Here is a 15211-nt window from a genome sequence, read left to right as displayed (position 1 = left end):
AGTGCCGACGTGACTCTCCAGATCCGCAGCAAAGCCCCGGCCCCGGCCCTCACCCCGATCGTGGTCCTGTGCCTCGTCTCGGTCTACGTCGTCTGGGGCTCCACCTACCTCGCCATCGACTACACCCTCGACACCATCCCGCCGCTGCTGATGACCGGCACCCGCTTCCTGGCGGGCGGCATCATCCTCGCCGTGGTCCTGCTGGCCCGCGGCCACCGGCCGCCGACCCGCCGGCAGTGGCTCAACTGCGCGCTCGTCGGCGGCCTCATGCAGGGCGGCTGCGTCGGCGGCATCGCCATCGCCGAGCGGTCCATCTCCAGCGGACTCGCCTCGGTCGGCATCGCGACCGTGCCCGTGTGGACGGCCCTGATGGCCGGACTCGCGACGCGCCGCTGGCCGAACCGCCTGGAGGTGTACGGCATCGTCCTCGGCCTCGCCGGCGTCGTGCTGCTCGCCCTCGACGGCGGCCTCGGCGGCGGGACGAAAGGCTCGATCGTCATCATCGCCGCCGCGATCAGCTGGTCGCTCGGCTCGGTGCTCAGCCAGCACCTCGACCTGCCCCAGGGCCCGACGGCGTACGCGGGCGAGATGCTCGCGGGCGGCAGCCTGGTCACCGTCGTCGGACTGCTCGCCGGGGAGCGCCTCGACCGCGTCCCCGACGCCTCGGCCCTGTGGGCCTGGGGCTACCTGGTGGTCTTCGGCTCGCTGGTCGCCTACAGCGCGTACATGTACCTGCTCAAGGCGGTCCGCACGTCCCTGGCCACCAGCTACACCCTGGTCACGCCCGCCGTGGCCGTGCTCCTCGGCGCCTGGATCCTCTCCGAGCGGGTCAGCGCCCTCACCGTACTCGCCGTGGCGGCGGTGCTCGTCGCCGTCCGGTTCATCTTCGCAGGAAGGAAGCTCAGCGATGCCCGCAACGACGACCACCCCGAAGACCTGGACGACGTCAAGGACACGGTCGACGCTCATGAGGACTAGCGCCGCCAAGCGGAGGGTCCTGTTCATCGGGGACACCTCGCCCTGGAGCCGGCTCGCCGCCGAGCACCTCAGGGACGTCTTCGACCACGTCACCGTCCTGCTGTGGGACTACGGCGATCCGCCGCCCCGCCTCCACGAGGAATGGCACGGCGACCACATCTTCACCTTCAAGGCGGACCTGATCCTGAAGCCCGAGACGCTGGGCCGGGCCGCCGTCAGCGCCCTCAACTTCCACCCGGCGCCCCCCCAGTTCCGTGGTGTCGGCGGTTACGACTTCGTCCTCGTCCAGGGCGGTACGGAGTTCGGCGCCACCAGCCACCACATCGTGCCCCGGCTCGACGCCGGACCGATCGTGAAGGTCAACCGCTTCCCGATCGTCCCCGGCGAGAGCGCGGCCTCCCTCAGCGCCCGTACCGCGGCGCACTGCCTGGTCCTCTTCTACGAGGTGATCGGAATGATCGCGAACGAACACGAACTGCCCGTCTCCGACGAGCAGTGGGGCGAACGGCTCTACACCCGGGCCATGCTCCGCAGACTCCACGCCGCGGCCACGGGGAGGCGGTCATGAGGAAGAAGACGCGGATCGTCCTCGCCTACTCGGGCGGACTCGACACCTCGCTGGCGCTCTCCTGGCTCCAGCGGACCTACGACGCGGAGGTCGTCGCCTTCTGCGCCGACCTCGGTCAGAGCGAGGACCTCGACGAGGTCCGGGCCCGCGCCGAGCACAACGGCGCCGCCAAGGTGTACGTCGAGGACCTGCGCCACGAGTTCGTCACCGACTACGCCTTCCGGGCCCTGCGCGCCGACGCCCTCTACGAAGGGAAGTACGTCATGGCGGCCTCGCTCAGCCGGCCGCTGATCGCCGAGCGGCTGGTGGAGATCGCCCGGGCGGAGGGCGCCCAGGCCGTCGCCCACGGCGCCACCGGCAAGGGCAACGACCAGGTCCGCTTCTACGCGGGCATCACCGCCCTCGCCCCCGAGGTGCGGATCATCTCCCCGGTCCTGGAGTGGGACCTGCACACGCGGGCGGCCCAGCTCGCCTTCGCCCGGACCCACGGGGTGCAAACGCCCGCCTTCAAGACCAGCCCGTACAGCCGCGACACCAACCTGTGGGGCAGCAGCGTCGAATGCGGTCCGCTGGACGACATCGGCCTCGCCCCGCCGGAGGAGGTGTACACGGCGACGGCGGCACCCGAGTCCGCCCCGGACCGGCCCGAGCTCGTCCGCGTCGAATTCGAGCGGGGCGTGCCGGTGCGGCTGGACGGCGAGGCGCTCGGCCCGGTGGAGCTGGTGACCCGGCTGAACGCACGGGCCGGACGGCACGGCGTGGGCCGGATCGACATCATGGAGAACCGGCTGGTCGGCCTGAAGGTGCGCGGGGTGTACGAGAGCCCCGCCGCCACGGTCCTCTACGAGGCGCACCGCGAGCTGGAGAACCTGGTCCTGGAGCGCGACCTCTTCCAGTACAAGGCCGACCTGGGCCGCCGGTACGCCGGGCTCGTCTACGACGCCAAGTGGTTCACCGGCCTGCGCACCTCGCTGGACGCGTTCTTCACCGACGTACAGGAGCGGGTCACCGGCACGGTGACCGTGAAGCTCTACAAGGGCTCGGCCGTCACGGTCGGCCGCTCCTCCCCGCACTCGCTGTACCACCCGGACTACGCCTCCTACGAGGCGGAGAACGGCTTCGACCACCGGGCCGGCGAGGGCTTCTCCTACATCTGGTCGATGCCCGCGCGGGTCGCGGGTCTGCGCCGAGGAGGCGCGTCATGAATACCGGAACGAACACCGGCACGAACACGGACATGGCCACGGGCACGGGCACGGGCACGGGCACGGGCACGGATCGCGGCACCGTCGCGTCGCGGCTTCCGGCGAGCCGGCGGCCGCCGCGGGTGGCGACCGCGCGCCGGTTCCTGATGTGCCCGCCCACCCACTTCGACGTCACCTATTCCATCAACCCGTGGATGCGGCCGCAGGCCGGGGCCGACCGGTCCCGGGCGATGGCCCAGTGGGCCCGGCTGCGCGAGCTGTACCGCGAACTCGGGCACACCGTGGAGGAGATACCGCCGGCGCCCCGGCTGCCGGACATGGTCTTCGCCGCGAACGGGGCCACCGTCATCGACGGCCGTGTCCTCGGCGCCCGCTTCCGCCACCCCGAGCGGGCGGCGGAGGGACCCGCGTACCTCGGCTGGTTCGCGGAGCGCGGCTACCGGGCGACCCGCTCACCCCGGTTCGTCAACGAGGGCGAGGGCGACTACCTGCTCGCGGGCCGGATGATCCTGGCCGGCACCGGCTTCCGTACCGAGCCGCGATCCCATGAGGAGGCCGAGGAGTTCTTCGGTCTGCCGGTGGTCAGCCTCACCCTGGTGGACCCGTCCTATTACCACCTGGACACGGCGCTGTGCGTGCTCTCCGAGACGGAGATCATGTACTACCCGGGCGCGTTCTGCGAGGGCAGCCGCGCCGTCCTGGAGTCGCTCTTCCCGGACGCGGTCCTCGCCGGACCGGAGGACGCCGCCGCCTTCGGGCTCAACGCGCTCTCCGACGGCCGGCACGTGCTGCTGCCGTCGGCCGCCGGCCGGCTCGCCGGGACGCTGGCGGCGCGCGGCTTCGAGCCGGTCGGGGTGGATCTGTCGGAGCTGCTGAAGGCCGGCGGCAGCGTGAAGTGCTGCACGCTGGAGCTGCGGCAGGCGGCGTGAGCCGCCGGATCGCGCCGCCCCGGGCCGGAACACCGGCCCGGGGCGGGCGCGTTCGGTAGTTGCCGAGGCGGATGTCGTTCTCCGTCTCGTTCCCGACGCCCGACGCCCCGATGCCGTCCCGCGCGGTGGAGTCACTCTCCAGGGTTTCGCGGGCGTACGCCGAGGGCCGGGGCGGTCGAAACCGCTCCGGCCCTCTGGGGACGCCGCAGGTGGGGGATCAGTCCTGCTCGTCCTCGGGGATGCTGACCAGCCAGCGGGTGTCCTGGCGCGGCCGCAGGTAGAAGGCCCAGTAGAGGGTGGCGACGGCCGTGATGCCGCCGGTCCACAGCAGGTACTTCGCGTCCTGCATGTACAGGATGTACGCCATGACGCCGATGAGCAGCACCGGGACGGCCGGCCAGAGCGGCATGCGCCAGGCCGCGACCTCGCGGTGCGCGCCCTTGCGGCTGAACAGCGCGGCGACCGCGACCAGGAGGTACATGCCGGTGACGGAGACGCCGGTCACGCCGTACAGGGTGTCCAGGTTGACGAAGCAGAGGGCCGCGCCCGGCACGCCGACGAGCAGCGTGGCGACCCACGGGGAGCCGAAGCGGCCGAGGCGGGACAGCGCGTTGTTGACCGGCTCGGGCCAGGCCTTGTCGCGGGCGGAGGCGAAGAGCACGCGGGAGTTCTGGATGACCATCACGATGCCGGCGTTGATGATGGCGAGCGCGACGCAGAGGCTGATGAAGGTGCCGACGGCGGAGTTCGACCAGGCCGCGATCATGCCGCTGATGTCGCCGCCGGTGAGCGTCTGCAGGTCGCCGGCGCCGAGGGTGATGGCGACGACGGGGACCAGGATGACGGCGGTGGAGATGGCCAGGGTGGCGAGCACGGTGCGGGCCACGCTCTTGCGCGGGTTCTCCAGCTCCTCGGAGAGGTAGACGGCCGTCGAGAAGCCCTGGGTGACGAAGAGCGCGATGGCGAGGCCGGAGACGACCAGGGCGCCGGTGACCAGCGAGTGGCCGCCGCCCTCGGTCGCGACCTGGCCGTGGACCAGGGCGCCGAGGCCGCGCTGCGAGTGGGCGAAGCCGAGGACCGCGACGACGCCCGCCGCGACGACCTCGAGGACGAGGAAGATGCCGGTGATCCAGGCGTTGGCGCGCAGGTCGAGCAGGCCGGCCAGGGTCGCGAGGATCATGACGCCGGCGCCGGCGATCGGGGCCGGGATGTGCACGAGCGGCGCGAGGTAGTCGGCGGTGCCCATCGCGATCACCGGTGGCACGATCATCACCACGAGCAGCGACAGGACGAACACCAGCCAGCCGGCGAGCCGGCCCGCGAGCGTGGAGACGATGGCGTACTCGCCACCCGCGCTGGGGATGAGGGTGCCGAGCTCGGAGTAGCAGAACGCCACGCCGATGCAGAGCAGCGAGCCGATCGCGATGGTCAGGGCTGCGTACGTGCCGACGCCGGAGAACAGGTCCGGTACGACCACGAACAGCGTCGACGCGGGCGTCACGCACGACAGCGTGAGCAGCGTGCCGCCCACGACACCGATGGAACGCTTGAGTTTCTGCGGCACGGGCTCGGTCGGAGGAGCGAGCGCGTGCGGTGCGCTGAGGGTGTCGGTCATCAGGCGGTTCCGATCGGTGCGGTGCGAGCGGTGTAACTGAGCGGGAGCGGTATCGCCTCCGAGGCGTCCGGTGATGTGAAGGGTCCGTGGCTCCCGGGCTGAATGGAAGCCCGGGCGGAACCGCAGGTCAATGCCCCGCCCGCTGCGGAATCCGTCGTTCCGGGGAGTGCGGACGGGGCCGTGTGACGTTAAGGGCGCGATAAGGCGGCGTAAACGCTCCGTACGGGAACCGCAGCCGGCCCGGCAGGACTTTTACCGCGCTTTACCTGCCGGCCACCCTCTACGCGCCGGTAGCTACGCGGGGCCCGCCCCGGGCGCCGGGCCGAGGACCCGGTCCAGGTAGGGGTTGGCGAACACGCCGGCCGGGTCGAGCTCGTCGCGCAGCGCGGTGAAGTCGTCGAAGCGGTCGTAGCGGGGACGCAGCAGGGCTGCGTCGAGGTCGTGCATCTTGCCCCAGTGCGGGCGGCCGCCGAAGCCGGCGAGGATGTCCTGGCAGGCGCGGAAGTACCGCTGATAGGGCATGCGGTGGTACTGGTGGAAGGCGATGTAGCAGCTGTCGCGGCCGTTCGCGGTGGACAGCCAGATGTCGTCGGCGGCGCTGAAGCGGACCTCCAGCGGGAACGAGACCCGCTCGTCGTGCTCGTCGATCCAGCGCTTGATCGCGCGCAGCGCGTCGACGGCGTGCTCGCGCGGGATGGCGAACTCACCCTCGTGGAAGCGGACCTCCCGCGGGCTCGGGAACACCTTGTACGAGTGGTCGGTCCACTCCCGCGAGGACATCAGCCGGGCCGCGAGCCGGGCGCTCGGCCGCACGCAGCCGGGGAAGCGGGTGCCGACGCGGTTGAGCGCCTCGAAGGCCACGTTGGTGAGGGTCTCGTCGAAGCGGCGGGCGAGGTCGCCGATCGGCTTGAGCGGGGCGTCGCCGGGCAGCCGCGTGAAGCGCCGGGTGAGGGCGGTGGTGCTGTGCGGGAACCAGAAGAACTCGAAGTGGTCGTTGGAGTCGGCGAGCTCCTGGGCGCGCTCCAGGGTCTCGGCGACGGGCATGGCGGTGTCGCGGGCGTGGATCGCGAACAGCGGCACGGTCTGGAGGGTGACCCGGGTGATCACGCCCAGGGCGCCGAGGCCGACCCGGGCCGCCGCGAACAGCTCCGGCCGCTCGGCGGGCGAGCAGCTGACGACCGAACCGTCGGCGGTCACCAGCTCCAGGGCGCGGATCTGGGTGGCGATGCCGCCGAGCCGGGCGCCGGTGCCGTGGGTGCCGGTGGAGACGGCACCGGTGACGGTCTGCCGGTCGATGTCGCCCATGTTCTCCAGGGCCAGGCCGTGCGCGGCGAGCAGGGGGTTGAGCTTCCACAGCGGCATGCCGGCCTCGACGGTGACCAGGCCCGTCTCCGCGTCGAGCGAGGTCACCCCGTCGAAGCGGTCGAGCCGCAGCTGCACGTCGGGGGCGACGGCGACGCCGGTGAAGGAGTGGCCGGAGCCGACCGGCTTGACGCGCAGCCCGTCCCGTACGGCGTCCTTGACGGCGGTGGCGACGTCCTCGGTGCTCGCGGGGCGCAGCACCCGGCTCGGCCGGGCCTCCTCGTTGCCCGCCCAGTTGCGCCACACGCTGTTCATGCCAGGGGTCCTCTCGGTCGTCCGCGGGCCGGCGCCGTCCCGGCGGCGGCCTGCCGGAAGACTGAACTTGGTCAAGTGTTCAAGTCAAGGGTCCGGAACTCTTGACTTGGACGCATGCCCAAGAGACCGTGGGCCCGCCTGCAACCGGCCCACGGAAAGGCTCCACACCATGGCCAGCGCCCCGCCGGACGACGACACCCGGACCGCCCCGCACCCCGCCGCCACCCGCCCCCTCACGCCCGCCGGGTTCGACGGCCTGGAGCGCGCCACGGCCGGTCTCCAGCCCCCCTTCGCGGTGGTCGACCTGGCGGCGCTGCGGGCCAACGCCGCCCAGATGGCCCGGCGTGCGGGCGGCAAGCCGATCCGCCTGGCCAGCAAGTCGCTGCGCTGCCGTGCGCTGATCGGGGACGTGCTGCGGATGCCGGGCTTCTCGGGGATCCTGGCGTTCACGCTGCCGGAGGCGCTGTGGCTGGCGGAGGAGGACGGGGGGACGGACGGCGCCGGGAGCGACATCCTGGTCGGCTATCCGACGGCCGACGTGCCGGCGCTGCGCCGCCTCGCCTCGGACGAGCGGGCCGCCGCCCGGATCACCGTGATGGTGGACTCCCTCGCCCACCTCGACCTGATCACCGAGGCCGTCGGGCCGGCCGGCCCGCCCGTGCGCGTCTGCCTGGACCTCGACGCCTCGCTCCGGCTGCTCGGCGGCCGGCTGCACCTCGGCATGCGCCGCTCGCCGCTGCACGCGCCCGAGCAGGCCGCCGCACTGGCCCGGGCCGTGGTGGCACGGCCGCGGCTGAGGCTCGTCGGCGTCATGTCGTACGAGGGGCAGATCGCCGGCATGGGCGACAACCAGCCCGGATCGGGCCCGGCCCGTGCCGCGGTGCGGCTGATGCAGCGGCTGTCCGCGAGCGAGCTGCGGGCCCGGCGCGCGGCCGCGATCCGGGCGGTGCGGGCCGTGGCGCCGCTCGAGTTCGTCAACGGCGGTGGCACCGGCAGCCTGGAGTCGACGTCCGCCGAGGCCGCCGTCACCGAGCTCGGGGCCGGCTCCGGTGTCTACGCGCCCGTCCTGTTCGACCACTACCGCGGCTTCCGCCCGCTGCCCGCCGCCTACTTCGCGCTCTCCGTCGTGCGCCGCCCGGCGCCGGGCCATGTCACCGTGCTCGGCGGCGGCTGGACCGCCTCCGGCGCCCCGGGCCCGTCCCGGCTGCCCCTGCCGGTCCATCCGGCCGGGCTGCGGCTGCTCGGCACCGAGGGCGCCGGCGAGGTCCAGACCCCGCTGGCCGGGCCGGCCGCGGACGACCTGCGGCTCGGCGACCGGGTCTGGTTCCGGCACGCCAAGGCGGGCGAACTGTGCGAGCGCGTCGACGAGTTGCACCTGGTGGAGGGCGACCGGATCGTGGACGTCGTGCCGACGTACCGCGGGGAGGGCCACGCCTTCCTGTGACGGCGGCCGCCCGGCCGCGGCCCGGCCGTTCGCTCCGTACACCCCGGGGCCTGTCCGCCCCCGATCCGCCGTACGCCCCGGGGCCTGTCCGCCCCCGATCCGCCGGACAGGCCCCGCGCCGTACGGGGCCGGCCGCGGCCTCCGCCGGAGCGGCACGGTGCGCCGAGCGCTCCGGAGACCGGCGCGGGTGGCAGGCTCGGGGGCCGGAGCCATGCGACCGGAGCGAGGGAGCACGTGACAGAGAGCAGCGCGGCGGGCGTCCGGTTCGCCGATCTCGTCAGGCGGCTGCGCCGTGACCCGTTCGTCGTGCAGACGGTGCGGTCGACGGCGGCGGCGACCATCTCGTACGTCGTCGCGCTCTGGCTGAGCAGCGAGCCGGCGCCGCTCACCGCGCCGCTGACGGCGCTGCTCGTCGTGCAGGTCACGCTCTACTCGACGCTCACGACGAGCCTGCGCCGGGTGAACTCCGTCGTCGTCGGCGTCCTCATCGCGATCGCGTTCAGCGCGATCGTCGGTCTCTCCTGGTGGAGCCTGGCCCTGGTCATCCTGGCGTCCCTGGTCGTGGGGCGGTTCGTGAAGGTCGAGGAGTTCATTCCCGAGGTCGCGATCAGCGCGATGCTGGTGCTCGGGGTCACCCAGGTCGCCCACACCGCCTGGGACCGGGTCCTGGAGACCGTGATCGGCGCCGTGGTCGGGCTGCTGTTCAATCTGGTGCTCGCGCCGCCCGTGTGGGTGGACACGGCCGGGGACTCGATCGTCGACCTGGCGCGGCGGATGCGCAGACTGCTCAGGGAGGTGGCCGAGGAGTTCACCGAGGCGCCGCCGGTGGAGCGGGCGGCGGCCCGGCTGCACGAGGCTCGGCGGCTCGACAACGACGTGGCCGAGGTGGACGGCGCGCTGCGCACCGCCGAGGACAGCCTGCGGCTCAACCCGCGCGTGAAGGAGGGACTGCTGCACCGCATCGTGCTGCGCACGGGGCTCGACACCCTGGAGATCTGCGCCGTCGTGCTGCGCGTCCTCGCCCGCACCGTGACCGACCTCGCCAAGACCCGGGCCGGCGCGGCCCTGCTCGACCGGCCGGCCGCGCTCGCCCTCCGGGAGACCGCGCAGCACACCGCCGACGCCTTCGTCAGTTTCGCCGTCCTCGTCACGGCGCCCGGCAGCGCGCCCGCCGAGGCCGCCGAGGCCCGCCTCGCCGCCGAACTGCGCGCCGCCCGGGCCGCCCGGGCCCACGCCGCCGAGCTGCTGCTCGTCATCGCCCTGCGCGAACCCGGCCACTGGCAGCTCTACGGAGCCCTGCTCACCGAGATCGACCGCGTCCTCGACGAGCTCGACCCCGAGCACCGTGGCCGCCGCCTCATGGAGGAGCTCGACCGGCACACCCACGCCCGCACCGAACGGCGCCGCCGGCTGACGGTCCCGTACGGGCGCGCCGGCCGGGCGGAGGGCTGAACGGGAGGGCCGAACGGGAGGGCCGAACGCCGGCCGAGCACGTGCCGAGGGCCGGGGTTGTCTGTTTATGGCTCCTCAGGTCGTACCTCGTGCATCATTGACCTGTCTGCTGCTTCATCTGCGATCGAAATCACTTTGGTTCAACACCTTTTCTGATTGCGGAGGTTCGCGATGGCGTCGACGCGCGTCCACCTCGTGCTGGTCCACGGGCTGTTCTCCTCCGCACGGGTGTGGCAGGCGTTCACGGCGCTCATCGAGGACGACCCCGAGCTGGCCGGCTGGGTCAGCGTCCATCCCTTCGCCTACGACTCCCCGCTCGTCCGGCTCCGGCCCGATCGCCGGGTCGCCGAGACCGACGACATCGCCGACCAGCTCGGCACCTTCCTGGAGACCGAACTCGCCGGCGCCGAGCGGATCGTCCTGGTCACCCACAGCCAGGGCGGCCTGGTCGTGCAGCGTTTCCTGGCCCGCAAGCTGTGGAACGGCGAGGGCCGGGAGCTGGCGCGGATCAGGCACTTCACCATGTTCGCCTGCCCCAACACCGGCTCGGGCTTCTTCCTCACCGTGCGCAAGGCGCTCAAGCTGTGGAACAACCCGCAGGAACAGCAACTGCGTCCCTTCGACCGCTCGGTGACGGAGGCTCAGCGCACGGTGCTGAGCTCGGTGGTGTACGCGCGGGAGCACGGCGCCCAGGAGTGCCCCATCCCGGTGCGCGCCTACGGCGGCTCCGCCGACGACATCGTGCCGCCCGTGGTGGCGCGCGGCGTCTTCCCCAGGGGCGGAGTGGTGCCCGCCGACCACTTCGGCATCGTCCGGCCGGCGGACCGCTCCGCCCACGCCTACCAGGCCGTGCGCCAGGCCCTCCTGGAGGCGGCCGCGGAGCCCGGCCCGGCCGCGCCCCCGCCGGAGCCCGCCCCCGTACCCGTGTCGGAGTCCGCCCCGGCGCTCCCGGACGGCACGGCCGACGCCGGCGCCCCCTCCCAGCCCCCGCCCGCCGCCGAGGACCCGGACCTGGCGCCCTTCCCGCCGCCGCCCTACGCGCAGCAGGCGGACGGCCAGCTCAAGGGCAAGGACCGGCTCGCCCTCGTCGCGCACCTGCTGTCCGACGAGGCCCGTCAGCAGGTGCACGTCGTGGCGGGCCTCGGCGGCTCGGGGAAGAGCCGGGTGGCCCTGGAGGCCGCGGAGCGGGCGGCCCGCGCCGGATACCGGGTGTGGTGGGTGTCGACGCCCGAACTCAGCGCGCGCATGCGGATGATCGCCCGTGATCTCGGCGCCCCCTCGATCACGGTGGAACGCGCCTGGCTCGTCGGCCCGCCCGGCGCGGCCATGGACCTGGTGTGGACGCTGCTCGACGAGTGCCCCGACCCGTGGCTGCTGATCGTCGACAACGCCGACGACCCCGAACGGCTCGCCCCGCCCGACGGCCCGGTCGCCGACGGCACCGGCTGGCTGCGCACCCCGAAGAACCCCCAGGGCACCGTCCTCGTCACCAGCCGGGTGCGCAGCAAGCAGGCGTGGGGCGAGGGCGTCCGCGTCCACCAGGTGCTGCCCCTCGACGAGGACGACGGCGCGTCCATGCTGCTCGAACGGACCGGCGGCATCGGCGGCACCAACGAGGACGCCCGCCGGCTGGCCCAGCGGCTGGGCGGGCTGCCGCTCGCCCTGCGCGGCGCCGCCGACGTGATCAAGGCCGTGCACGAGAGCCCGATCACCCTGGACAGCGACATCCGCGACTTCGAGTCCTTCCGGCAGGTGGTCGCGCCCGACGGCGACGCCGCCGCCGACCGGGACGGCCCGCACCTGACCGAACTGCTCGGCCGCGAGATCGTGGAGAAGGTCTGCGGCATCGGCCTCGACCTGCTCGCCGAGCACCGGCTGCCGCACGCGCCGACCCTGTTGAAGGTCCTCGCCTGCCTGAGCATCGCCCCGGTCCCCTACCGCTGCCTGCTCGCCGGCCCCGTGCTCGCCCAGTCCCCGCTCTTCCCCGGCGCCGGTTCGCTCCGCCCCGCCCTGGAGGGCCTGGAGCAGCTCGGACTCGTCGACGCCTACGAGCGCGAGGGTGTCACCGACCGGAACCTCGCCGCCGTCCTCACCCTGCACCCGGTCGTGCACGGCGTGCTGCGCGAGGACGAGGAGGTCCGGCGGCGGCCCGCCGACTACTACGGCCTCGCGCTGCGGATGCTGATGTCCGCCACCCATCCGCGCAACCCCGACCATCCCGCCAACTGGCCGCTGTGGGCCGCGCTCGCACCGCACACCCTGGAGGTCTCCCGCACCTGCCTGCTCGGCGACCTCGGCATGACCGACCGGACCGTGCGCACCGAGGCCCTGGAGCTGGCCCGGCTGACCGCCCGCTATCTCATCGCCACCGGGCTGCTCGGCCCCGCGTACGCCCTGCTCCTGCCGCTGGTGGAGCGCTGCACCTCGTACGGCTTCGACCCCGACGACCGGGAGATCCTGGGCCTGCGGCACGAGCAGGGGCGCATCTCGCTCGACCGGGAGCAGCTGCGCCAGGCCGAGCAGGTGCTCGGCCTGGTCGTCACGGCGCGCACCCGGATCCTCGGCGAGGACCACGCCGACACCCTGGCCAGCCGCCACAAGCTGGCCCGCGCGATCAACGAGCAGGCGGGGCGGGAGGGTGAGGCCGAGGTCCTGCTGCGCTCGATCGTCGAGGCGGAGAACGAGGTCCGCGGCCCCGAGCACTACGACACCCTGGTGGTGCGCCACACCCTGGCCCGGACCGTGCTCGCGCTCGGCGCGCACCGCGAGGCCGAGACGGAGGCCCGGCAGATCCTGGACATCAGCCGCCGCAACCAGTGGCCGCCCGCGACCCCGGAGATCCTGCGGGTCCGGGAGACGCTGACGCACGCGCTGCTGCGCCAGAACCGGGCCGAGGAGGCGGAGCGGGTGATCGCCGGGGCGCTGCGCGACGCCTCGCAGCCGCAGGACTCCCATCTGGTGATGCGGCTGCGCTACACCTACGTCCTGGCACTGCTCGGCATCCGCGGCCGTACGCCCGAAGCGGTGAACGCGCTGCGCGCGCTGGTGCGCGACCTGGACCGGGTGGTGGCCTCGGAGCATCCGCTGTCGGTGCAGGCCAGGGGGACGCTGGCCGCGATGCGGGGCATGCCGACGTGAAACACCCTCGTTACGGCGGCAGTTGACAAAGGCCGTCGGCTACGGCGGCCTTGCGCGTAGCCTGACGGTGCCTCACCCTGTGTGACGCGTCCCCTACCGAATCGCTCGGAGGTCCGCCCATGACTTCTCGCCCCACCGACACCTACGACGACGAGTCCCCGACGTGGGGCGCCCCGGGGAGCGAGCTGGAGGAGTTGCAGGCGGAGTTCGGCCGGCAGGTCGCCATGGAGGCGCTGGAGGCCGGACGTCAGGCGCTCGAACTCGACGCGAAGACCGCGTTCCGCGCGACCAGCGGATCGCATCCCGGATAGGCGCAGCTGTATTCCGCTGTCTTTCGACAAGTCGGGGGGCCGACGAGATGACGTCAGGGAACCTGGGGAACTCGACGAGCGCGACGAGCCCGGCGCACACCGCGCCGGACCCGCCGGCGCCCGTGTCGCACGACCCGTTCTTCCGCACCGCCACCGCGCCCGCCTTCACCCGCGCACTCCTCGCCGGCCTCGCCGCCGGGCGGTACGCGGCCGTCCGGGTGCCCGGCTTCATGGCGCCGGAGCGCTGCGCCGAGGTGCTCGGCGCGCTGGAGGAGCGGGCGTTCGACTCGTACGGAGCGGCCCGCGTCCAGCCGCCGGTGATGCGGTTCGGGGTCGGGGTCAGCGACCACATGGCCGACGGCGGGCTCGCCGACAGCTACTGGCCGGCGCTCGCCGGCCACCACGAGGCCTGGCAGGGCCTCGGCCTGTCCTTCGACCCCTTCCTGTTCTGCCGGGAGGGGCTCGGCGCCCACTGGCCGGGCGGGGTGGCGGTCGGCCGCCGGGGCGGGCGGGAGCTCGGCGCGGGAGTGGCGCGGGAGCCGAACCAGGGCTTCCGGGTGCACTTCGACGACTCGCTGCGCGAGTACGCCGACGACCTCCTCGACGTGCCGCTGATCGGCCAGTTCGCCTTCAACCTCTATCTGAGCGTGCCGCCGGCGGGCGGCGAGACGGTGCTGTGGCGGCACCGCTGGCAGCCCGAGGACGAGTCGCACCGGCTGCCCGCCTCGTACGGCTACGACGAGGCGGTGGTCCGGGGCGCCGAGTCCCTGGAGATCGCCCCCCGGGCCGGCGAGGCGCTGCTGATCGACCCGCGCTACTTCCACGCGGTGCGCCCGAGCCGTGGCGCCCGCAGAATCGCACTGGGATTCGCGGTGGGGATCGGCGCCTCGGGGCAGCTCCTCACCTGGGCCTGAACTCCCCGCACCCACCGGCCGCTTCGGCACTCACGGTCCGTCAGCCACCGCCTGCCGCAGGGCCTTTGACGCTGCCGTGACGTGGCGGCTACGTTCGGGTGATGGACATCCTGCGTTACGTGGCCTTCAGCACCGATCCGCTCGGCGGGAACCCGGCCGGCGTGGTGCTGAACGCCACGGGCATCGACGAGGCGACCATGGCCGCCACCGCGGCCGAGGTCGGCTACTCGGAGACGGCGTTCGCCGTGCCGCGCCCCGACGGGGCGCACGACATCCGCTACTTCAGCCCGCAGACCGAGGTGCCCTTCTGCGGCCACGCCACCATCGCCACCGCCGTCGCGCACGCCCAGCGGCACGGGGTCGGCGAGCTGCTGCTGCACACCCAGGCGGGACCGGTCAGCGTCACCACGTCGGCCCGGCCGGACGGCACCGTCGTCGCCACCCTGGTGAGCGTCGCGCCGCGCACCGCCGAGATCGACGAGGCCGATCTGGCCGAACTGCTCGCCGCGCTGCACTGGTCCCCCGCCGACCTCGATCCGGCCCTGCCGCCCCGCGCCGCCTACGCCGGCGCCTGGCACCCGGTGATCGCGGCGGCCGGGCGCGAGCGGCTCGCCGACCTCGACTACGACATGGCCGCGCTGGGCGCGCTGATGGCGCGCCGCGACTGGGCCACGGTCGCCCTCGTCCACCGCGAGTCCGACACCGTCTTCCACGCCCGCAACCCCTTCCCGCCCGGCGGCGTCGTCGAGGACCCGGCGACGGGCGCGGCGGCCGCGGCCCTCGGCGGCTATCTGCGTGACCTCGGACTCGTGGCGCTGCCAGCGGAGCTGACGATCCACCAGGGCGTGGACATGGGCCGGCCGAGCCTGCTGACGGTGGGCGTCCCGGCGGACCCAGGGAGCGGGATCGAGGTGACGGGGACGGCGGTGCGGATCGGCTGACCGTCCCGGACACCGCTTGCCGCCGCCCCAACCGTTGGCCGGTGACGAGCCTCGCCCGGCCGGTCGGCCCCGCTGATCGGCTCGCGGCGCCCCGAACGC

At 73.5% G+C, this 15211-nt stretch carries 12 protein-coding genes; 10 read left to right on the top strand and 2 right to left on the bottom strand.

The window, feature by feature from the left end; genetic code table 11:
* The first annotated feature begins 9 nt into the window (after window positions 1-9).
* The 4 genes from yedA (at window position 10) to ddaH (ending at window position 3680) form a co-directional block, all read left to right on the top strand.
* A complete protein-coding gene (gene yedA, locus ACFYU9_RS16135; protein ID WP_389213345.1) occupies window positions 10-978 on the top strand; it encodes a drug/metabolite exporter YedA in 969 nt (322 codons plus the stop codon).
* Window positions 968-1546, top strand: a complete 579-nt coding sequence (locus tag ACFYU9_RS16130) for a formyltransferase family protein (RefSeq protein WP_389345113.1) — start codon at window positions 968-970, stop codon at window positions 1544-1546. The genes yedA and ACFYU9_RS16130 overlap by 11 nt, the downstream gene beginning before the upstream one ends.
* The gene (locus ACFYU9_RS16125) at window positions 1543-2751 is read left to right on the top strand and encodes an argininosuccinate synthase (RefSeq protein WP_389213342.1); all 1209 of its coding nucleotides are present in this window, start codon (window positions 1543-1545) and stop codon (window positions 2749-2751) included. Before ACFYU9_RS16130 ends, ACFYU9_RS16125 begins: the two co-directional genes overlap by 4 nt.
* A 146-nt stretch (window positions 2752-2897) precedes the next feature.
* A complete protein-coding gene (gene ddaH / locus ACFYU9_RS16120; RefSeq protein ID WP_389213961.1) occupies window positions 2898-3680 on the top strand; it encodes a dimethylargininase in 783 nt (260 codons plus the stop codon).
* A gap of 217 nt (window positions 3681-3897) precedes the next feature.
* On the opposite strand, the gene ACFYU9_RS16115 is transcribed toward ddaH, so the two are convergent.
* Both ACFYU9_RS16115 and ACFYU9_RS16110 read right to left on the bottom strand, forming a co-directional pair.
* Entirely contained in the window at window positions 3898-5295 is a 1398-nt protein-coding gene (locus ACFYU9_RS16115; RefSeq protein ID WP_389213340.1) for an APC family permease, read from the bottom strand.
* Between the two features lie 294 nt (window positions 5296-5589).
* Complete coding sequence (locus ACFYU9_RS16110) at window positions 5590-6912, bottom strand: D-arabinono-1,4-lactone oxidase (protein ID WP_389345112.1); 1323 nt, start codon at window positions 6910-6912, stop codon at window positions 5590-5592.
* 169 nt (window positions 6913-7081) lie between these two features.
* On the opposite strand from ACFYU9_RS16110, the gene ACFYU9_RS16105 reads away from it, so the two are divergent.
* The 6 genes from ACFYU9_RS16105 (at window position 7082) to ACFYU9_RS16080 (ending at window position 15112) form a co-directional block, all read left to right on the top strand.
* On the top strand, window positions 7082-8356 hold the full coding sequence (locus ACFYU9_RS16105) for an amino acid deaminase/aldolase (RefSeq protein WP_389213336.1): 1275 nt from the start codon (window positions 7082-7084) through the stop codon (window positions 8354-8356).
* Window positions 8357-8590: 234 nt separating this feature from the next.
* Complete coding sequence (locus ACFYU9_RS16100) at window positions 8591-9808, top strand: aromatic acid exporter family protein (RefSeq protein WP_389213334.1); 1218 nt, start codon at window positions 8591-8593, stop codon at window positions 9806-9808.
* A gap of 171 nt (window positions 9809-9979) precedes the next feature.
* Complete coding sequence (locus tag ACFYU9_RS16095; RefSeq protein ID WP_389345111.1) at window positions 9980-12946, top strand: tetratricopeptide repeat protein; 2967 nt, start codon at window positions 9980-9982, stop codon at window positions 12944-12946.
* Between the two features lie 119 nt (window positions 12947-13065).
* Window positions 13066-13257 carry a hypothetical protein gene (locus tag ACFYU9_RS16090; RefSeq protein WP_389213330.1) on the top strand — a complete coding sequence of 64 codons (192 nt, stop codon included), beginning with the start codon at window positions 13066-13068 and terminating at the stop codon, window positions 13255-13257.
* A gap of 47 nt (window positions 13258-13304) precedes the next feature.
* Window positions 13305-14171, top strand: coding sequence for a proline hydroxylase (locus ACFYU9_RS16085; RefSeq protein ID WP_389345110.1), 867 nt, complete (start codon window positions 13305-13307; stop codon window positions 14169-14171).
* 101 nt (window positions 14172-14272) lie between these two features.
* Entirely contained in the window at window positions 14273-15112 is an 840-nt protein-coding gene (locus ACFYU9_RS16080) for a PhzF family phenazine biosynthesis protein (RefSeq protein ID WP_389345109.1), read from the top strand.
* Window positions 15113-15211 lie beyond the last annotated feature (99 nt).

It is taken from the genome of Streptomyces sp. NPDC004327 (genome assembly GCF_042873935.1).
Taxonomy (GTDB): Bacteria; Actinomycetota; Actinomycetes; order Streptomycetales; family Streptomycetaceae; genus Streptomyces.
The sequence above is the reverse complement of the archived record's forward strand: the minus strand, read 5'-3'. Positions and strand labels throughout refer to the sequence as shown.